This window comes from Oceanospirillum beijerinckii DSM 7166 (assembly GCF_000422425.1).
GTDB lineage: Bacteria > Pseudomonadota > Gammaproteobacteria > Pseudomonadales > Halomonadaceae > Oceanospirillum > Oceanospirillum beijerinckii.
On sequence record NZ_AULT01000006.1, the window covers coordinates 35,611 to 56,184 of the forward strand.

A 20,574-nucleotide genomic window follows, 5' to 3' on the forward strand; every position below is an offset into this window, starting at 1 on the left:
TCTTAGAAGGATGGTTGTTATCGTTGGTAACTCTTTGAATATGCTGGTATTGCTGCTGTTTCTGTATTGGTTTGTATTGTATAGCTTTGGTTGATTATAGGATCGTCAAATGACTAAAAATTGCATAAAATATTCCGGTACAGCTTTATTATATGATTATGCTGGTACAGAGAGCTGCTCCTCTGTGTTGAGGGTAATGATAAATTTCACACCTTGTTGCAGAGTGCTATGACACTCAATCTCTCCTCTGAGGCGTTGGGTCACCAGATTATACGTAATGGACATCCCCAGGCCCGGTCCCCCCTGTATTCCGCGTCGGGTGGTGAAGAAAGGGTCAAAGACATGCTTGACCTGATCCTCATCCATGCCTTTCCCCCTATCTTGATAACACAGATAGATTTTTTGCTGTCCACTGGTGACGCTTATCTCAATATTGCCACGTTCTGTAGTGTCATAACCATGACTTACAGTATTGGACAGTAAGCTCTTCAGTACCTGAGAGAGAGCGTTGGTATCAATATTTATCATTAAGGACTGAGGACAGTTCAGCTGTACATTCATGTACTCAAGCATATCGCTTACATTATCTAGCTGTATTTCTATAAATTGTTTGATATCGATAGACTCTCGGGACTCACTCCACTGACTAACAGCCAGTTTTTTAAAGAGCCGGACTTGTTGATCTGCAGTACGAAGGCTATTCAATACAAGGCTAATGGCCTCATTGGAGTGAAGGAAAAAATCCTCCAGTGCTGAATGGGTTAATGCTTTTTCTTTAAGCTTTACCTGCATATCTTCGAGCTGCTCTTGAATAAATGAGGTACTGGTTACGCAGATTCCCAGCGGGGTATTTAGCTCGTGGGCGACGCCGGAAACTAGTCCACCAAGCGCGGCCATTTTCTCACTTTCCACTAAACGTTCATGGGCAGTTTCCAGTGCAATAAGAGATTCTTTAAGCTCCTTAGTACGTTCCGCAACACGATCTTCGAGCAAGGCATGGGCCTGGTTTAATTCCTCTAGCTTTTGCTGTAATAGCTGGTTGGTATCAGCAAGTTGCTGGGTTCTTTCCTGTACTTGAGCTTCCAGTTGAGAGTTAAGTTCATGCACACGGGCTTCTGCATCACGTCTACTGATAACCTCTCTCTCAAGGGCTAAGTTTTTTTCAGCAAGCAGAGCAGGGGAGGGTAATGCAACTAGCTTGGGGATTAATGGCCAAAGCCAGATAGCGGCCACAATAGAAGTGACTGCAGTGATAACCATAATAACCGTTTCAATACCGTAGTCTGGAAACCAGTGTGTCCAGATGCCCATCAGGTGTGAACTACCGCAGGCGATAAAAATCAGCGATCCATAGAGTACAAAAAAAGGACGATAAGGTATGTCTTGTCTTAAACTTAAAAATCTGACCACTCCTGCTGCTGTGGCAAAGTAAGCAATAGCAGTAAGAAGGCCGGCAGTGGCTCGTGTATAGAGGATATCAGCTTGCCAAAGTATACACATACCGTGGGGCATAAACCCCTGTGTATCAAAGAAGCTCTGGACAATGTCCATAGGGATTCTCCTGCAAGTGCCGGGCTAAGGCTGGTTCAGTATTTTATCGGGGTATAAGCACTCCAACAAAAGTTTCTCTTGAACAAAATGCTGAAGAAATAAGCATTTTGTTCAAGAATGGCGGAAATACTTTTGTTTAAGTGGACATCACTGTAGCTGGAATTTCTGCAGTAACTCTTCCATCTCCTTCGCAAGCTGCTCTAGCTCACTGGCTTGTTGGGCTGCATTGGCGGATTCATCAAGAAAGACCTCTGAAACAAAGCGGATCTTTTCGGTATTACTGCTGATATCGTCTGTTGTGATAGACTGTTGCTCTGCTGCGGTAGCGATCTGTTCTGACATCGCATTAATCTGTTTAATAGCGCTGGCAATTTCATCGAAATTGTTCCGTGTAGCTAAGGCGTCATCAACACTCGCTTCGACCAAGCTGTGGCAGCCCTGCATGGTTTCAACTGCGGTGGTGAGGGTCGATTTAAAGCTGCTGATCATGGCGGATATCTCTTCCGTAGAAGCATGGGTACGTTGTGACAACATGCGGACTTCATCGGCCACAACTGCAAAACCTCGTCCCTGCTCTCCTGCCCTTGCGGCTTCAATGGCGGCGTTTAATGCCAGTAGGTTGGTTTGTTCTGAAATTCCCCGGATTGTGGCAACAATAGAGCTCATGCCTTCACTGCCTTTTTCTAACTCAGAGATAATTTCAGAGGTTTTATTCACCCGATCTGCTAACTCGGAAATGGAATGCTGAAAATTATCCGCAATAGTTTGTCCGTGGCCGATAGTCGTGACAGTATTGCGTGATGCCTCTGCGGTTTGCTCAACATTTTCTGCGATCTCTTTGGTAGTGCCTGCCATCTCTGTTACCGCACTAGCTACAATAGATATCTCATCCTGCTGTTCTTTTGCCTGGTTTTGCCGATCCAATGCCGCTTTTGAACCCTTATTGGAGCTGGAGGCTATGGTTTGGGTTACACTTTTCATGGTATTCAGTGTCTTGTGCATACGCTCAAGGAAACTATTGATATTCATAGTGAGGCTGGAAGAGGCATCCTGGCTGATACGAGCGGTCATATCGCCATCAGCAGCCTGATTAATCGCACCGATAACCGATCTGGACTCTAAGAAGCGTTTATTACCTTCATAAATATAATAAGTCGCTACGACTAGGGCCATGACTGCGATCACCAGGTGGTAGGCCAGAGGAGCTAGTAATCCCCATTCCGTACCCTGTCCCCAGGAGAAGATAATCAGAGGATCACCAAAGGCAGATACGCCGGCATACTGGCAGTAGGTTAAACCAAAGTGATGGATCACTGTTAACACCGTCAAGACTAACAGTGGAGTGATATCCTTATAGCGGATCATGATTGTAATGTTCAGAAAGAAAATAAAATGCCCTTCACCCAGGCCATTGGCTTGCTGAACAGATATAGCCAGTAGAGCGGTGAGTGCTGTTGGCATAATCACCCTGCATAACAGTGTGCCTGCAAACAGCTTGTAGGCCAGAAGACTGACACCGCCAATCAGCAAGCCGCCGATAATACCTAGAGTAAAGTAGCCGTTATGCCAGGATGTCACAAAAGCCACTACTATGCAGAATGCTAGGATAGTAAAGAGAAGAATTTGATCCGCTTTTTTAAAATCTTCACCTAATGCTTCCTGTACATAAGGGGCTAGTGAGCGACCGTAAGGCATGAATAATGTGTTGATCATGTTGTCATCCCGCTAATTTAAAAAAGATATAAGTTTTTTGTTATTAAAGGCTTGGGCGTTATAAGCCGAAGTGATCTTCCAACCTTCATTCCGTTGTAGAAAAAACACTTTCCCGCTGTGGATAATCTGACTACCTTGTTGCTGAAAGTTGAGCCCAAACAGATCTTTTAGGGTTGTTAGCTCTTGAGGGGAGGGAAAGTAACCAGTAAAGCGATGATCGAAACCAGAGACATACTGAGTGACTTGCTCGGTACTGCTCAGTTGGTCAATATCAATAAAAACCACATGGGGCCACTGCTCTGGATAAGCTTTGTTATTCAGTACCTCTCTGAGCACAGTGAGCTGGGTCGAGCAAACGGTGCTGCAACCACTAAAGCCAAATAATACAATAGCCTGATTACTGCCCTTATCCGGTAGAAAGTTTGTTGCAACAGCCCGTTCAGAGAGCAGGGGAAGAAAGGGGATGCTAAAAATGATTGCGATAAGCACAAGCCATAGCAAAAGGCCTACAAAGAGTTTACCTAAACGCTTTTGGGGCAAATCAAGGGTATCAACAGGTTTAATAGGCATAGGAGCCCCTATTTGATATTGATCTGATTTTTATACACACTACCACAAACATGCTTCGATATTCTTTCGTCTGTGACTGGAAAATGATGCGTTTTGTGATAGAAACGATTTGGTGTGAGCTTGGATTAGATGTCTTTTAAAGTTATGTTCTTTTATCAAAAATAATACACTAAGTAGCGTAAGTAAACCGTCTACTTTGAGTGTAGTGCCATCAGAAATATTTTCCTATGTCCATTTCTGGCTCAATGATAGGTAAGCACTTATCCAAAGTTAATTCGATATTTCTCTCCGTAGTCGGTTAGGGTGTCATTCGCTGACAGGCAGAGGTCTTGAAAGCTTCAGTAAAATGATGATTGGGTTGGGACGATGCGGTGGGTTAAAGCTTATTCAGGATCTCTCTGGCCCGGTCGTGATGGTGGGATTCGATATAGGCTTTAATCGTGCCTAAGGCCGCCAGTAGCACGGCAACATCATCGCCATAACCGACACCGGGGATAACATCAGGCACCGCATCAGCAGGGTTAATCAGATAAATCAGAGCAGTGACAATCGCCGCTTTAACCCACTTGGGTGTATCCTCATCTTCAAAGACGGCATAGAGTAGTGCGGCTTTCTCAGTGACGGTTTTCATACCGGGGATTGAACGCAGTTTGCTCATCAGGCCGCCAACGGTTAATCAGTCGCATGGCATTTTCTCCAGACGTAAAAAAGCCCGATTACCGCTAAAGCAATCGGGCTGGTTCATACAAAAACGATAAAGGGGTTAGTCAGAAAACAGCTTGGATACCTGTTCACTGGTTTGTTGTAAGGACTTCGGTGTGAGTTTGGCGTAGCGCTCGGAACTTTGAATAGATTGGTGTGCGAGTTGGGCTTTAACGGCACTTAATGGCAATCCGGCAGAGACCATATTGCTGGCAGTGGTATGCCGGAGTGTGTGCAGGCAGATATTCTCTAGGTCAGTAATGCCTGCCGCTAACAGGATCTGATTAAAGCCGGTGCGGAAATTGGATAGTGGTTTACCCGCTAACGGGCCCGGAAACAGATAAGGATTACCGGGTTTAGCCGGAACCGAATCCAGCACCTCCAGTATCTTATCGGTCAGATAAACTAACCTGCCTTGTTTATGTTTAGTCTGACTGGCGGGGATGGCATTTTATAGCCGAAGGTGGAACGCCTTTTATCCTGATAAAAGCGCGTCGCATTCGTTCTATATCAGTAAAACCACATTGGCGTGCAATAACCTGTATTGAGCCATTGCCACTTTCTAATGCAGCACTAGCGGCCTCAACTCTTAGCCGCTCAACAGCCCGTGCTGGAGTTGTACCAACCTCCGAAGCAAAGCACCGAGCGAAATGCCTTGAGCTCATGCACATTTGATCTGCCAGATCACTCACCGAGAGCGGTTTGCCCAGATTATTGCGAATATAATCGAGCAGGTTGGCGAAACGGCCATCCTTCATGCCCATTTCGATTAATTCTGAATACTGGGACTGACCGCCAGGGCGACGGTAATACACCACTAATTGATGGGCAACGTGACGAGCTATCGGTTCACCAAGATCATCGGCTATGAGGGCTAATGAAAGGTCGATCCCTGCGCTTATTCCAGCGGATGTCCATAGGTTACCATCATTAATATAGATACGATCTTCATCAAGGAGTACATCGGGAAAGCGTTGCTTGAAATCAGCGCTAAGCTGCCAGTGCGTAGTTGCCTTTTTTCCATTGAGCAATCCGGCACAGGCGAGTAGATAAGCCCCTGAGCATACGCTCCCAATACGCTTCGCTTTCTGCGATAGATCACCGATAAAAGCAAGCATCTCTGCAGAAGTTGAAGCTTCATTGACCCCAGGGCCGCCAACAGCAAGAAAAGTGTCCGCATTGAACACTTGGGCAAATGGCGTGGTGGATAGTGTAGTACTGGCAGAGCTTTTCACCATACCGCCCTTAGGGCTGGCTAAAATCAGCTCATACGTTCCTGGTTTCATCCGATTAGCCATCTCGAAAGCTGCAATCGGACCTGCTGCATCCAGCAATTGAAAACCAGGGTATACGATAAAAACCAACTTGTGAGTCATGGCAGAAAACGAGGTGATTATGTCCTTACTAAATTAGCCAAATAACGCACAATGTCAATGGCAACAATACACATAGGACAAGGAAAAATCATGTTACAGTCCACATCACAGTCTGCAGCAATACCCTCTACTAATCAGCAACTTCCGGTAGGTTTGAGTGGAGAGATTATTTCTCGCTCTCAAATTGGGCAAGAGTTTGTCTGGCCTAAGAACGACCCTCGCTCGCAGTGGCAAGCGCAGCGCACCTACGAAGCCAGTGATGATTCCCGGATTCGGCATCTCAGCGTTTCCCCTCACTTTGATATGGCTATGCTTTTGGAGAATCCTCTCTCCCATGATTTACCTGTTGATGAGTACCAATGGTGGTATATCTGTATGGGTTACAAACTCAACTCCCGTCTCCTTCCGTATCATGGCATTGCGGTACTGATGCAGGATGACAAAGATGGAACTGAACGAATGGTAATTCGTCACGAAATATCCGTGATTGGTAACCAATCTTTCACTCGAGTCGTCAATGAGAAGGGACTGACACAATTCTACGAACCTTCGAAGCTTTGAAAATGAACCGCAATATTTTTTTGTTGACGCTCTCCCAGGCGGCGATGATGACCACGATTAGTTTCGTGCTCTCATCGTCAGCCTTGGTCGCAACCCAACTCTCGTCGCCTGATTTAGCTACCGTACCGCTTGCTGTCCAATACCTGGGTACCATGGTGATGTTGTATCCCATGGCCAAACTTATGGAGCGCTTTGGGCGTAGCGTTATTTTTTGTAGTGGTGCTTTACTTGGGGCGGTAGGTCTGGCTGGTGCTGCCTTCGGCGTTTGGATAGGCAGCTTTGCTTTGTTCTCGGTAGCCGGATTTTTAATTGGTGCCTTCGGTGCAGTTGGGCAATATTATCGATTTGCAGCAGCCGATGTCGCACCTGTGGAAAGAAAAAGCCAAGCCATCTCCTGGACATTAGCTGGTGGACTCCTCGCGGCTGTAGCTGGACCTATGCTTGCTCAGTGGACAAAGGATACCCTTGCACCTGCTTTTTTTGCCAGCTTCCTTGTATTAATAGGCGTAGCTTTGTTGAGTGCTCTGCTGGCTCTAGGTCTTCGTTTACCACCAATGATAAGAGCAGACAAACAAACACAGAGATCATGGTCCGTGATGGCTCGTAATCCCGTGCTGGTCATGGCTATTTTAAGCGGTGTCGTTGGCTATGCCGCGATGAATCTTTTGATGACAGCTACGCCTCTTGCCATGATGTGTTCGGGGCTGGGCTTCGCCCAAACTGCTTTGGTTATTCAATGGCATGTACTTGCCATGTTTGCTCCTTCATTTTTCACAGGAACACTGATTCAGAGAATCGGTATCATACCGGTCATGCTACTGGGGTGCCTGTTAAACCTCGGGAGTATTGCTGTCAGTCAGATAGGGACGGAGCTGGCTCACTTTGAGGCTGGACTGATTTTGCTGGGAATTGGCTGGAATTTTCTCTACGTCGGTGCTACCTCTCTGTTAACCGAAAGCTGTCGAAAGGAGGAGGCCGCTCGCGTTCAGGGTTTGAACGATACGCTGGTTTTCCTGGGTGTTACTACTGCAACCTTATTCTCAGGTGTGATGGTCAATTCTCTAGGTTGGCAAACAGTTAACTTATATGTGGCTTTTCCTATTCTTATTGTCATGGTCGGACTCGTTCGGTTAATGAATTGGCCTCATCTATCAAGGTTGCATAAGGAATGATTTATGGATATCGACAAATGGCCTACTGGAGACTTCACGGAGCATTTCTTGTCTCTTAATGAAGAGGAGGAAGGCAACATGTTAAGCCGCTCAGTAAAAGCTCTGATTTTTGATCTGGATGGTACGCTGGTAGATACTCTTGGAGGGATAGCGAACGCAATCAACTGCGCACTGGTGGCCAATGGCCAAGAACCTCTGACCATTTCAGAAATCACTGATCGGGTAGGTGAAGGCGGTACGGCCTTGGTAGAATATGCATTGGAGAAAAACGGGCAGGAGGTCAACCCGGAATGTGTCTCCAAATTGCAGGCAAGTTATTTTCAGGCTTATCTTTCTGCACCTATATATGAGACGAAAGTTTTTCCGGGTGTGATTACGATGCTGGAAAGTGCTCAGGCCCAAAACTTAGACCTTGCTATTTGTACAAACAAGGCAGAAGTTCTGGTCAAGGCTGTCCTGGAAGGCTTAGATCTGACTCGATATTTTCGTTTTTTAGTCTGCGGTGACTCATTACCCTACCGCAAGCCTCATCCAGGGCCGATTAAGTGGATAGTGAATCAAATAGGGGAGGCACCTGAGGCCTGTCTCATGATTGGAGATACAGAAAACGATGTTTGTGCTGCCCGAAACTCTGGTGTACGGTCTGTTTTTGTGGACTTCGGTTACAGCAAGCTAGAGTCTCTGAGTAGTCAGCCTGACTGGGTTCTGTCTCATTTTGATCAACTGGCCCCTTTGTTGTGCCATTTGGGGCGTCGGATTTCTATAAGGGATAACTCTCAGAAACCGCATTCTATTATTTAGAACGGCGGTATCAGCTCTACATGGTAATACTCAGAAGCAGATGATAGTCAGTGGCTTCAGGCCAACGGTTAATCAGTCGCATGGCATTTTCTCCAGACGTAAAAAAGCCCGATTACCGCAAAGGCAATCGGGCTGGTTCATACAAAAACGATAAAGGGGTTAGTCAGAAAACAGTTTGGATACCTGTTCACTGGTCTGTTGTCAGGACTTTGGTTTACCGGGTTTACCGGGTTTACCGGGTTTACCGGGTTTACCGGGAACGGAATCCAGTACCTCCAGCATTTTATCAGTCAGATAAACCAGCCAGCCCTGCTTATTTTTAGTCTGGCTGGCGGGGATAGTGAGTACCCGGTTCTTACGATCAAAATACTCATAGGTGGCTAACCTCAGCTCGGATAATCGACAGCCGGTTAATAGCAGCATAGCCACCAGACCACCTATCGAACGGTTCTTAAACTGACGGGCAGACTCCAGTAGTCGCTTAGACTCATCCAGATCCAGAAAGCGGGTACGGATATTATTCTCTTGGAGCAATGGGATCTTAGCCGCCTGATTGGTATCCACTAATCCTAATCTAACGGCATGAGCACCTAAGGTCTTTAACAGGGCCAATGCCCGGTTACAGGTAGCTGGTGATAGTGGTTTTATGCCCTTACCACCCTGAGACAGCTTTAACTGCAGCTGTTGCACCTGAGCCACCGTGATATCGGTTAATCGCTGTTGGCCTAAGGTCGGTTCAATAAGGGTACGGAAACGCTGGCTATCCTGTTTCCAGGTGCGATTACGGGTTTGGATCAGTGGTAGATGGGTATCCCAGAAGAACTCACTCAGTGACGGTTGTGACTTGATCTCTTCACGGGCTTCTAACGGGTCGATGCCTTCTGCGATTTGCGCCAGATGCTTACGGGCTACTTTACGGGCAGTGGATACATCAATATCAGGGAAGCGACCTAAGGCGATGCTACGGCGTTTACCTGAGCTATTACGGTATCTGAGTAACCAGCGTTTATTACCGGATTTGCCGACCAGGCACTTCAGGCCCATCACATCGGTATCGGAGACCTCAAGATCAGTACCACGGGCATCAGGCGGGTTAGGGGGCAGGGAACGGATTTTATCATTGGTGAAACGGAAGCGTTTTTCCATATTACTCCTCCAATATCAAAGTGTTATCGGAGAGGTAATATATGTTTGAATTTATCGGGATTACGTACTGAAACAAAAAATAATTAACCATGCGATGATGGTTTTTTATTTAATTATAATCACTCAGCATTCAGTAAGAGACTGTGTTTTTCGCATGAAAAATGGGTTGAGCATAGAGCCTGTAATAGATGTCGGCGGCCTTTTTATATTTATGATTATTTTTAAATTTATATTCAGTACAGTAGATGTCTTTATGTTGGTTTTTATATTGATCATAAGCTGAATTTTCTATATTGACCTGAGTCTTTGTTGATGTACTTTGGCCCGGTTTGTTCAATATATTGAATAAACACATTAATCGATTGATTCTTAATAAAAACTGCATAAAAAGGATGTTTTATGCTCAAGATATTATCTTCTGCCACGCTATTGCTGGCATCATTTACAACCCATGCCGATATTAAAGATGCGCCTCTTGATTTCACTCAACCACCGTCTATTTATAATGCGGACTACGTCGATATTGTTGGGGAAGAAACAAGAGAACATGAAGACTTAAAGCGAGAGTATTCTCTGGCTATTGAGCCAAAATATAAGTCAAAACGTAATAGAATGGCCTCTCAGCCTCAAGTGCTATCGAAAACAGCAAGTCAGGTAGCAACGGAAACAGGCTGTCCTAATTTAGCGATTGGTGGCGGTACGCTCGTTGCTTTTAATACGGAAGGATCGTCTTATTGTGTCAGTACTGTCGTAGATGCCGAGACAAAAATTGAAGGATTAATGCTGAATATACCTTCAACGGCTAACTATGATCTTTTCTTCTTTAAATATGAAGATGACGGGCAGTTTACGCTTATTGATTCGTCCGTTAGTCCAAGCTCAACGAGTGAACAGACTGTTGCTAAAGCTGAAGCAGGTGCTTATGTGCTATTTGCTCAAGCGACTCAGGGTTCTTCTGGTGATCCCGTCACTTTAGGCTGGCTCGGTTATAATAACTTTGACCAGTATGAAGCCAATGATAAATTCGGCCAGAGCACCAGCCTTCAAACTAATGCGGTGATTCAGGGTAATCTGGATAATGCTAATGATCTGGACTTTTTCTCTTACACTGTAGGGCCAGATCAAAGCCTTTTAAGTCTTCGTTTTAGTGCGAGTGAACAGTTTTCATTTGAAATCTGGAGTGGTGCTGCCTGGGTTCAGTTAGTGAAGAACCAGTTAAATACCTACAATGTTACTCCTGGCTCCACAATTAACCTCCTGGTTCGGTCTGCAGCAGGTAATCCACCTCCGATTTCTGCCCAGTATTCTTTGGTGGCTCATGCTCCCGGTTCGGCTGAGAGTGTTGATGGCTTTAAAGTTTGGAACAATGAAAACTTGACTAAATTACTAATCTTGGAAGATGTTCCACCACAAACGGCATCCGTTGAAGCACATAATCTTATTAGCTTTTCTGGAGGTGTTAAGGATAGTAATAATCAGCCTGTTCCATTATCTAATGTAATTGTTGATCTTTATAGTTTCAATATTGACTCAGGAAGCTATGAGTTTTTTGATAACGGAGTCATAGCCGTTGATGATAATGGGCACTTTAATAGCTCTATAAAAGTAAAGGATTGTGTTAATGAGTATGTTCCAGTAAGGAATGTTCATAATAGGGTTCATAGCGGCACACCAACAAATCCATCAGAGTGGTGGGATATTTTTTATAATGCGGGACATTATAGTGTTTATTTAGCTAATGAGAATGGAGAGAGAAGTGATACACCAGTTAAGCAAGGTTCCTTCTACCATATTTGTAAAGAAGAATTGGTGAAAATGTGCTATTACGAAAAAAATTATCAAACTGGTGGACAAAAGTGGACATGTCTTAACTAATATTTAGGCACTCTCTAAGTGCTGTTAAAAAAAACAGCACTTAGATTTTATAGTCAAGCTTTTGTGTTGATAAATGAGTTTTTTTCAGTGCTTGATTCTAAATCTCCGTGCCCCATAATAAACATAAATAGTTCAATATCAGAACTTTCCATACTTAATCTATCAGTAATTGTCTTATATGCTTCATTTGTAGGTTTCATATTAAATCCTTCTGATATGCTGCCCTCTCGAACATTGCTATGCTTATGTTTACCTTCAAAGTATTGGTTATAACTATCAATAAATCCTTTTAGGCTAAAATGACCTTCTTCAATTACCTTATCGTTTATTTCTTTGCTTATGTTATCCAGATTAGATATTTCTGATGTGTGGTATTTTGATGATTCTCCTACAGTATTTATTGCTTTAGTTAAATCAGATAAAACAGAGGTTAAGGTTTCTACCAGTTCTTCCTCTTCAAAAAAGACGGCTTCAATGTCATCCAGTTTCTCTTGTGAAATTGGATTCCCATTGCTGTCTTTAATACCTGATAGATGGAGTTCACCTTCTTTTAGAGTGACATCCATATCCTCAAAGTCCAAGTTTTTATGTTGTACAGCTTGTTGTTCCTTAAACTTCTCAAAACCTTGGTAGCCTACTATAAAATCCTCCTTTGCAGAAAAAGCAGGCTTACTTATATCTCTACTCCATTGCGCAACAGCAAGAGCAGAGTTTTTTGTATCTTCCTCAAAAATTTTACTATATTTTTCTTGGTCAATAGGCTTTAGTTTACTACCCTCTCCAAATAAAGATGTATATGAAATTCTATTGTTATCTGAGGCAGTAGTACTGCCTTTATATAAGATTGATAAATAACCGTTGTTAATATTCATGTTTTTAATCCATAAAAATTAATAAATTCAACATTGTTGACTGTATTTTTATCCTTTGCTTATAGGTAATTATACTCACTCTTTAATGGGGCTGGATTAGGTTGTATTTATAGAATAGTTATATTTCTATGCGATCATTCTGGGGCTCACCTAAGCATTGAGATCGATAATTGAATAGATATTTGATGGATCAGAGGGTCTTTCATGAGCGAACTTAAGTGTAGCAAAAAGCTCTAGACCATTCTTTTCAAGTCGTTCTGAAAATGTTGGGTATTTTTCAGTTGTTGGTATCATTTTTTCGATACCTGTTGATATATCTCTTTCTCTAACATTCGTATTTTTATAAGCTTTCTCGAAAGATTGATTATATTCCTGAACTAAATCATTCAGGCTAAACCGGCCGTCCTTTACGATACCTTCGCGGCTAAACTCAAGGTCATAATCTCTGAAAAATTCTGATGTGGAGTGTGCAATGGATTCTGTTAGCTCCGATAGGCCAAGTGTTAGCGATTCAACAAGCTCTTCTTCTTTAAAAAACTCGTCTTCAATTGATGCGAGTTGCTTATCTGATATAGGTTGACCATTCACATCGAGTGCACTGAGCTTGAGTTGACCATCCACCAAGGCAACATCCAGGCTATCTATATCTATATTGGGATGCTCTATGGCTTGCTTTTCTTTGAAGCTTTCAAAGCCTTGAAACCCTGCTAATAAATGATCTTCTGCAGATCGAGCTAGCTTAAATACATTTTGAAAATTATCGCTCCAGATTTTGTTAGCCTCAGCGAGACGCTGATCTTGCATTTCTTGATACGCTTTACCCCCCTCAATAGCTTCTTTCAGGTTTATGCCCTCATCGGCAGGAGGCGTGTATTCCAACCTGTTCTTAGTCGTTGCTGAAGCACTGCCAGCAGTGAGGGTTGAAAGAAAAGAAGATGTATTACGAATATCCATATATTTTCTCCATAAGATGGCTTTAATCTATAGTTATATCGGCTAAAATTTGAATAGCATTAATAGACAATATCGTATTTTATTCGGTTTTATTTGTGGTGCAGGATTTAAAATTAATCGCGGCGTTCTATTTTATAGGTAATAATTTAATTGAAGGCAAGGTGTTGTTTTATATGCGAAATTATTTGTCGCGAAGTGGTATGTGTTGTTTTTAAAAGTTATATTAAATGTTTTTGTATATGCAAGTAACGCCGGGAGTATGGTGTTGATTTTATATGTGATAGTTCATTATCAAGTGCAGTGTTGAGGTTGTCCGTGCTGAATAGATAAGACATTTTTAGTCGGCTATTTGCTTTTTTAAAAGAATAGACCGGAGACGACCCGGAAAACCGGAATTTCCGGGTCAACGACAATGCTCAAGCGATAAACCCCGTTCTGGCAAGTCTTGGTCATTGGTACCGGAGTTGTGGAAATCAATGCACACAAATTCCGCACACAATAGACAGGGTATGGACCGGAGAGAAAAGGCAGGAATTAATTTCTTGTCGCTAAAAACGACAAAAGCCAGCACTCTTGTTAAGAATATGCTGGCTTTTGTTCGGAATATGATGGTACCAGTGGCCGGACTCGAACCGGCACGCCCGCAAAGGCAACGGATTTTGAATCCTTGGAAGCGTGGAAGCTATTGTTGGTAACTCTTTGAATATACTGGTATTACTGCTGTTTTGGCTTTAGTTTGTGTTGTAGAGTCTTGGTGACTGTTGGATAGTCTGATGGTTAAAACCCGTACTACGAATAGGCTGAGATGTTGTCAGCTTACAGGAAGCCTGCCTGAAGGATTGCACCGTCACCAGTAGTCCGATTAAAGTATGCGTAACATAGCCGTCACGCCTATCGAAGAAGCGCAACCTTGGCGGTTTTTCTTTTGCAAATAGCAGCAGAAGTTATTGTGATCCTGCTCTCTTAGCGTTATGATTCGATTACTACTTACCCATCCCCACGCTGGCATTGCGACCACTGGTGATGGGCGAAATTGCCGACCTTCGGGTCGGTTTTTTCATTTATGGACCTAGTAGAATGAAGTGCATATCGTGAGAACGCGAATCTATATTGATGGTTACAATTTCTACTACGGCTGCTTGAAGAACACCGCTTACAAATGGTTAGATCTGGTTTCTCTCTTTGAAGATCATCTTATTCCCAGATCGGCCATTAGCTCATCAACTCTCCATCCTGAAGCGGGAATCAAATTCTATACCGCTGAAATTAGTTCAAAAGCTGCAGAAGATCCAAGCTCTGTTAATGATCAACGAAGTTATCATGCGGCCCTTACCAGTCACAGCCAAGGAGCGGTAAAAATTGTTAAGGGCAGTTATGCCATTGATAAGGTCGATAGCAGGAAGGTTGAGTACACCGAAACTCAGGAAGAAAAGGAGCCGAAGGATTGCTCCAAGGTAAAAGTATGGAAGCTGGAGGAAAAACAAAGTGATGTAAATATCGCTTTGGATGCTATTTTCGACGCCTTTTGTGATCACTCATTAGAGCATATCGTTTTTGTCACCAATGATACGGATATTGCCCCTGCTTTGGTTAAAATTCGCGAGCTGAACACGTTAGCCATTAGACCCCAAATCAAGATAGGTTTGGTTATTCCGTCAAAAGAAAGGTATGGCCCACGCAGGGCTAATAAATCACTTTCTCAGCTTGCCGATTGGACTATACAATTTATTAGTGATGATGAGCTGAAGTCTGCTCAAATGCCTTGCAGGGTTACTGGCGGCAAGAAATCTGCTTTTCGACCTATTTCATGGTTTCAGCACCATCAAGAAGTGGCTGAGATTATGGAAATCTTGTGTGCGAAAGAGGCTTGTGGTTCTTTGCCTAAGGCCTGGAGATGGCTTTCGGAAGAGAAACCTATTGTCGATGGGCTTCCAGAACTTGAATCAGATCCGTCAACGATGCTCCACTCGATTGAAGGTCTTCAGGCTGTACGTGTTCATGCTGAAGCTTATGCTCGTTATATGAAGGAAAAGCACGGTTGATAGGTGTCTATTCCGATTTAGTCGTTCTCTGATAAAAATAACCACGCCAGCTTCGTCGGATCTTAAATCCGTTCTGTCGGTAGTTGGCATAATCTGCCCCCTAACCATCAGACCAACATAACCGTAGCCATTTTTACCAAAAAAAAGCAGGACACGGAGCAGCCCTCAACTGCTCCTGTCCATCCCCGGACTTTTTCCGGTCACTGTTCCAGAGTGGTGTCCACCTTGTAGACGTTCATCTGGTAATAAGCGATAAAGTTAGTCTCGAACAACTGATACAGCTCTACTGCATCCGCTAATGGGCTATCCGGCATGAACCGGGTCATACAAACGCCCAGCCCAAAATCAAAGTCCATGTCCTTCGCCAGTTCGGTATCCCAGCCACTGCCGACATACGAGAAGTCGGTGATGTAGTTCAGATGCCATTGACCCTGTAGATAAGTCAGTCGGATCTCTACGGTATGATAGCCACCGAATTCCGCTGAGTAGTCAGGATCACGGAAGTTAAGGGTGATGGCATCCAGTCCGGCAGCATCATCGGCATTTGATAGTGCTTCGGTGATGTGTTGTTGCAGTATTACCACCAATGCCTGATTAACAGGCACAGGGAGGCCATCGGTCATAATGTTTACCGTCATAATAAAACTCCAGGTTAAGTGGTGTGTGCTGCGGTGTGAGTAGAAGAAAGGTATGAAGCGTAGGTTGATGGGGTCTAAGGCTTAGTTGGCGTATTAGCTAAGTGCTAATAAGGTCTTAGCCTGCTCGTCAAAGTTGTCCACAAGACGATGCAGGAAAATGCCTTCTGGCGATGGCTCAATAAGAGCAACACCTTTTGACCGCAGGATACCGGCCATAAAGCTGGTGTTATTGCTACTCTTACCGACGATCACTGCCTTGAGGATAGTACTACTGAAGTGGTTGCCCTTATGGTTCTCCAGTAGATCAATAATATCTGTCAGCGCTACCCACTCACGGCTGTGCAGACCGCCACCCTCATTGCTATCAATGCGGACGTAGAGTTGGTCATCATCATCCTTACGGGCAATCTGATAGAAGATTAACCCCGTTGCTTTAGGGCTGATCTTTTCGGCTTCACCTTTTTCTACAAGGATGGTGTAACCGGCATCGGGATCAGGCTTAGGTTCAGTAGCTGTTTCAGTTGTAGCATCATCGGTTGATGTATTTGCTGGAGATTCGGCATTAGCTTCTTCCGCTAATGCCTGTTCCAGTGTCACTTCCTCAGAGATCTCTGCCTTATCGTTATTGGTTTTCTGAGCGTTTTGGGCGGTGGTATTACGTTTCTGTGCCATTTCGGTCACTCCTTAAAGGGATCTATAAAACAAAAGTAAAATGATGATGGGGTTGGGACGATGTGGTGGGTTAAAGCTTATTCAGAATCTCTTTAGCCCGGTCGTGATGATGGGATTCGATATAGGCTTTAATCGTGCCTAAGGCTGCCAGTAATACGGCAACGTCATCGCCATAACCCGCACCGGGGATAAAATCAGGCACCGCATCAGCAGGATTAATCAGGTAGACCAGAGCGGCGACAATAGCGGCTTTAACCCACTTGTGCGTATCTTCATCTTCAAAAACGGCGTAGAGCAGTGCCGCTTTCTCCGTGACGGTTTTCATACCGGGGATTGAGCGTAGTTTGCTTACCAGACCGCCAAAGGTTAAATCAGGCATGGCTTAGCTCCTTAATCAGTGGGCTATTACGGTGAATTAATAGGTAGATACCACCACCGGCATCATTGGTAATACTCAAAATCAGCTGATAGTCATTGGCTAAAGCGTCATCAGTTTCCGGGTACTGCAGGGCGAAGCGGATTTGCTCGACTAAGCGATCACTGAAGGCTTCCAGCACTTCGGTAGTGTCATCAGGATCAATCACAATCAGTGCCGTACCCAGTTGCCGCCATAAGGCCTTAGCCTCGTTCTCGGTATCAAAGGGTTCGGTGATCAGATTCATCATCTCCTGCACCGTATTCTTCGGCAGTTCAAAATCAGTGGCCTCGGGCCAACGGTTGATTAGTCGCATAGCATTTTCTCCAGACGTAAAAAAGCCCGATTACCATCAAGGCAATCGGGCTGGTTCATACAAAAGCGATAACAGGGTTAGTCAGAAAACAGTTTGGATACCTGTTCACTGGTTTGTTGTAAGGACTTTGGGGTGAGTTTGGCGTAGCGCTCGGAACTCTGAATAGACTGGTGAGCGAGTTGGGCTTTAACGGCACTTAATGGCAATCCGGCAGACACCATATTACTGGCGGTGGTATGCCTGAGTGTGTGCAGACAGATATTTTCCAGATCAGTAATGCCAGCGGCTAACAGGATCTGATTAAAGCCGGTGCGGAAGTTAGATAATGGCTTACCCACTAACCGGCCTGGAAACAGATAAGGATTACCGGGTTTAGCCGGAACGGAATCCAGTACCTCCAGCATCTTATCAGTCAGATAAACCAGTCTGCCCTGCTTATTTTTAGTCTGACTGGCCGGGATAGTGAGTACCCGGTTCTTACGGTCAAAATACTCATAGGTGGCTAACCTCAGCTCGGATAAGCGACAGCCGGTTAATAGCAACATAGCCACCAGACCACCTATCGAACGGTTCTTAAACTGACTGGCAGACTCCAGTAGTCGCTTAGACTCATCCAGATCCAGAAAACGGGTACGGATATTGTTCTCCTGCAGTAGAGGGATCTTAGCGGCCTGATTGGTATCCACTAATCCCAACCTAACCGCATGAGCACCTAAGGTCTTTAATAAAGCCAATGCCCGGTTGCAGGTAGCTGGTGACAGCGGTTTTCTGCCTTTACCACCCTGAGACAGCTTTAACTGCAACTGTTGCACCTGAGCCACTGTGATATCGGTTAATCGCTGTTGGCCTAAGGTGGGTTCAATCAGGGTGCGGAAACGCTGACTATCCTGTTTCCAGGTGCGATTGCGGGTTTGGATCAGTGGCAGGTGTGTATCCCAGAAGAACTCACTCAGCGTAGGTTGTGATTTGATCTCTTCACGGGCTTCTAACGGGTCAATACCTTCGGCAATCTGCGCCAGATGTTTGCGAGCTACTTTACGGGCAGTCGATACATCAATATCAGGAAAGCGGCCTAAGGCAATGCTACGGCGTTTACCTGAGCTGTTGCGGTATCTGAGCAACCAGCGTTTATTGCCAGATTTACCGACCAGACACTTCAGGCCCATCACATCAGTGTCGGAAACTTCTAGATCAGTACCACGGGCATCAGGTGGGTTAGGGGGCTGGGAGCGGATTTTATCATTGGTGAAACGGAAGCGTTTTTCCATATTACTCCTCCAATATCAAGGTGTTATCGGAGAAGTAATATATGTTTAAATCTGATTCAATTACGGCCTGCTTTTCCTCCGAAAAAAATATGTCGGGGTTGCTTCCCCCGCAGGCTGCTAAATAGCCTGCAAAGGTATTAGCTATAGGTTAAATCAAATAGTTAGCTGCTTATTAGAAGACAACAGCTCCATAAATGTATCAGTATCACGGATTTTAATCTTCTTACCCGCTCCCATAAAATCGGCTAGATTAGTGGAAAGTTCATGCACTGGTTTATTGGCATCAATCGCATCCGATAATTGCTTATGCATAGTATCGAATGCTAGTCGTTGCTGAATGAAAGTTTGTGTTGCATTACGATCAAAAACATCAACATTCTGTTTGATCTGTTGCACGCGATACTCAAATACCTCTTTCACCCGCTGACTGCGGCGGTCTGCTTTAGTGTTAAAAAGGTCTGCTTTATCAACAGCCCAAATCAGAACACATGACACAACGCTACCCAAAATAACTTCTGCTAACTCTTCAAACGGCCCTAAGGGGAGCTGTAAAAGATACGATGTCAAAAAAGGTGTAACAATAGAGATAAACACTTTTACCAAGGCATCTCCTTTCTGTGCTGGTGTCATTTCATTACTGGGCTTTTTAAGAATTTTAAAGGCTTGAATAATGGCATGCATGCCATCTGCAACCAGGTTCATAAACTTCTTCAGCAGACCAGTAAAAAATAGAGGAAGAGACTTAAAGAACTCTTTGACCAGAGTCTGAATAATATTGTCAGCTATTTCTTTTATAGCAGGCCAGATACGTTGCTTAAGATAGCGGGTCATGCGGCGAATCCGGGCCTTCAGGGCAGCCATTAGAGATCGTTCGCCAACACCACTTTTAAAGCCGTTAAGGATCATATCCTTGATTTCATAAATGGCAATTTTGATAAATTCTGCTACGCCCATACGGATCGCTTCTTTCGCACTAAGCGTTTTCAACTGACCACCAATGTTTTTTGCTGCACGACCTGCTGTTTTCCAATGGTTGTCCCGCGCTAGCTGGCGAATGTGGGCTTCAATATCATCCTTAGCTTTTGCTTCCCTCGCCTCAAAACGATCCATCGCTTCATCACTGGTATCCACTAAACTTTGCTCATTAGAGCCAAGCTTTTCACCCCGCTGCTGCTTTTCAATAGCGGTTTGTCGCATTTTACGTACAGTGGCGATATCATGTTCGCTTTTGGCATTGTTTAAGCCTTGAGTAATGAGCGCGATATTCTGCTCATGATCACCCGCTGCCTTAACCATATCTTTATCTACAAAGATATTTTTTCCAAACTCAACATGCAGGGCTTTCAGAGCTACTACATGATCGGCTTCAACTTTCTGTTTATGGCCCGCTCCACGACCCATAGCATCGACTCTTTTTTGGTGGTAAGCGCGCTTACCTTCAATCTCACTGTTGACATAAACTCGATCTCCATCGCCAAACACCTTATCACGGGCCTGCTTAGTTGCTGATTTTTTACCCGAATGTTCGTATTCCTTACGTTTAAACTTACCGGGCATCTCACTCATACGGTTTTCCGTACGGTAATCATTAGATCTATCTGCTAATGCTGCTTCGACGTTCTGCTCTGTTTCATATTTATCATAGGAAAAGTCGTTAATCGCTTCCCAGATAACAGCGCCAGAAAGGAAGTCATTTACTGCGGTACCGCCAGTACCTTTTTCAAAAGAAACAGATTTTTTGCCTTTTTTATCCTGCAAAATACTCACTCGGGATAAACCGGAATCGACCATACTGATAACCAACGGTTTCAGTAGGGTTTCAACAGTAGAGCCACCTCCCTCAAACTCCTCATAAATCTCATCAATAACCTTGATTGAGCTTTGTTGATTATGAAGCTCTATGCTTTGCAGGGTGTGTACCATATCCAAT

20 protein-coding genes and 1 tRNA gene are annotated in these 20,574 nt (G+C 44.3%); 5 read left to right on the plus strand and 16 right to left on the minus strand.

Annotated features, from left to right (window positions below):
• Positions 1-156: 156 nt before the first annotated feature.
• The 6 genes from H579_RS0100920 to H579_RS0100945 form a co-directional block, all read right to left on the minus strand.
• Positions 157-1,551 (minus strand): sensor histidine kinase, encoded by a 1,395-nt coding sequence (locus H579_RS0100920; protein WP_028299096.1) that lies wholly within the window; start codon positions 1,549-1,551, stop codon positions 157-159.
• A 147-nt stretch (positions 1,552-1,698) separates the two neighbouring features.
• Positions 1,699-3,264, minus strand: a complete 1,566-nt coding sequence (locus H579_RS0100925; protein WP_028299097.1) for a methyl-accepting chemotaxis protein — start codon at positions 3,262-3,264, stop codon at positions 1,699-1,701.
• A 12-nt stretch (positions 3,265-3,276) separates the two neighbouring features.
• Positions 3,277-3,834 (minus strand): SCO family protein, encoded by a 558-nt coding sequence (locus H579_RS0100930; RefSeq protein WP_051227192.1) that lies wholly within the window; start codon positions 3,832-3,834, stop codon positions 3,277-3,279.
• A 376-nt stretch (positions 3,835-4,210) separates the two neighbouring features.
• Positions 4,211-4,492: a YkvA family protein gene (locus H579_RS23735; protein ID WP_036564987.1), complete on the minus strand. Its 282-nt coding sequence runs from the start codon at positions 4,490-4,492 to the stop codon at positions 4,211-4,213.
• 105 nt (positions 4,493-4,597) lie between these two features.
• Positions 4,598-4,915, minus strand: a complete 318-nt coding sequence (locus H579_RS23740) for a tyrosine-type recombinase/integrase (RefSeq protein ID WP_051227193.1) — start codon at positions 4,913-4,915, stop codon at positions 4,598-4,600.
• Between the two features lie 46 nt (positions 4,916-4,961).
• Positions 4,962-5,912, minus strand: coding sequence for a GlxA family transcriptional regulator (locus H579_RS0100945; RefSeq protein ID WP_028299099.1), 951 nt, complete (start codon positions 5,910-5,912; stop codon positions 4,962-4,964).
• 90 nt (positions 5,913-6,002) lie between these two features.
• Here H579_RS0100945 and H579_RS23745 point away from each other — a divergent pair, with 90 nt between their 5' ends.
• The 3 genes from H579_RS23745 to H579_RS23750 are packed head-to-tail and all read left to right on the plus strand — an operon-like array spanning position 6,003 to position 8,446.
• On the plus strand, positions 6,003-6,473 hold the full coding sequence (locus tag H579_RS23745) for a hypothetical protein (RefSeq protein WP_036564990.1): 471 nt from the start codon (positions 6,003-6,005) through the stop codon (positions 6,471-6,473).
• A 2-nt stretch (positions 6,474-6,475) separates the two neighbouring features.
• Positions 6,476-7,645 carry an MFS transporter gene (locus H579_RS0100955; RefSeq protein WP_028299100.1) on the plus strand — a complete coding sequence of 390 codons (1,170 nt, stop codon included), beginning with the start codon at positions 6,476-6,478 and terminating at the stop codon, positions 7,643-7,645.
• A 3-nt stretch (positions 7,646-7,648) separates the two neighbouring features.
• Positions 7,649-8,446, plus strand: coding sequence for an HAD-IA family hydrolase (locus H579_RS23750; RefSeq protein WP_051227194.1), 798 nt, complete (start codon positions 7,649-7,651; stop codon positions 8,444-8,446).
• 201 nt (positions 8,447-8,647) lie between these two features.
• Here the strand turns inward: H579_RS23750 and H579_RS23755 are convergent, their stop codons facing one another.
• Positions 8,648-9,592: a tyrosine-type recombinase/integrase gene (locus H579_RS23755; RefSeq protein WP_036565029.1), complete on the minus strand. Its 945-nt coding sequence runs from the start codon at positions 9,590-9,592 to the stop codon at positions 8,648-8,650.
• A gap of 399 nt (positions 9,593-9,991) precedes the next feature.
• Between H579_RS23755 and H579_RS0100975 the strand changes: the two genes are divergently transcribed.
• The gene (locus H579_RS0100975; RefSeq protein ID WP_028299102.1) at positions 9,992-11,467 is read left to right on the plus strand and encodes a hypothetical protein; all 1,476 of its coding nucleotides are present in this window, start codon (positions 9,992-9,994) and stop codon (positions 11,465-11,467) included.
• A gap of 53 nt (positions 11,468-11,520) precedes the next feature.
• Here H579_RS0100975 and H579_RS0100980 read toward each other — a convergent pair whose 3' ends face one another.
• The 3 genes from H579_RS0100980 to H579_RS29030 all read right to left on the minus strand — a co-directional run bounded on the left by H579_RS0100980 (position 11,521) and on the right by H579_RS29030 (position 14,006).
• Positions 11,521-12,339 (minus strand): hypothetical protein, encoded by an 819-nt coding sequence (locus H579_RS0100980; RefSeq protein WP_028299103.1) that lies wholly within the window; start codon positions 12,337-12,339, stop codon positions 11,521-11,523.
• A gap of 150 nt (positions 12,340-12,489) precedes the next feature.
• The gene (locus H579_RS0100985) at positions 12,490-13,293 is read right to left on the minus strand and encodes a hypothetical protein (RefSeq protein WP_028299104.1); all 804 of its coding nucleotides are present in this window, start codon (positions 13,291-13,293) and stop codon (positions 12,490-12,492) included.
• Positions 13,294-13,902: 609 nt separating this feature from the next.
• Positions 13,903-14,006: transfer RNA gene (locus H579_RS29030), tRNA-OTHER, on the minus strand.
• 378 nt (positions 14,007-14,384) lie between these two features.
• Between H579_RS29030 and H579_RS0100990 the strand changes: the two genes are divergently transcribed.
• The gene (locus tag H579_RS0100990) at positions 14,385-15,335 is read left to right on the plus strand and encodes an NYN domain-containing protein (RefSeq protein WP_028299105.1); all 951 of its coding nucleotides are present in this window, start codon (positions 14,385-14,387) and stop codon (positions 15,333-15,335) included.
• Between the two features lie 200 nt (positions 15,336-15,535).
• Here the strand turns inward: H579_RS0100990 and H579_RS0100995 are convergent, their stop codons facing one another.
• The 6 genes from H579_RS0100995 to H579_RS0101020 all read right to left on the minus strand — a co-directional run bounded on the left by H579_RS0100995 (position 15,536) and on the right by H579_RS0101020 (position 20,567).
• A complete protein-coding gene (locus H579_RS0100995) occupies positions 15,536-15,973 on the minus strand; it encodes a DUF2787 family protein (protein WP_028299106.1) in 438 nt (145 codons plus the stop codon).
• A 93-nt stretch (positions 15,974-16,066) separates the two neighbouring features.
• Positions 16,067-16,645: a hypothetical protein gene (locus H579_RS23760; protein ID WP_051227195.1), complete on the minus strand. Its 579-nt coding sequence runs from the start codon at positions 16,643-16,645 to the stop codon at positions 16,067-16,069.
• A 70-nt stretch (positions 16,646-16,715) separates the two neighbouring features.
• On the minus strand, positions 16,716-17,024 hold the full coding sequence (locus tag H579_RS23765; protein WP_036564995.1) for a YkvA family protein: 309 nt from the start codon (positions 17,022-17,024) through the stop codon (positions 16,716-16,718).
• A complete protein-coding gene (locus H579_RS0101010; protein WP_028299107.1) occupies positions 17,017-17,376 on the minus strand; it encodes a hypothetical protein in 360 nt (119 codons plus the stop codon). Before H579_RS0101010 ends, H579_RS23765 begins: the two co-directional genes overlap by 8 nt.
• Before the next feature lie 77 nt (positions 17,377-17,453).
• On the minus strand, positions 17,454-18,644 hold the full coding sequence (locus H579_RS0101015; protein WP_028299108.1) for a tyrosine-type recombinase/integrase: 1,191 nt from the start codon (positions 18,642-18,644) through the stop codon (positions 17,454-17,456).
• A gap of 153 nt (positions 18,645-18,797) precedes the next feature.
• Positions 18,798-20,567, minus strand: coding sequence for a hypothetical protein (locus tag H579_RS0101020; RefSeq protein WP_157834530.1), 1,770 nt, complete (start codon positions 20,565-20,567; stop codon positions 18,798-18,800).
• Positions 20,568-20,574 lie beyond the last annotated feature (7 nt).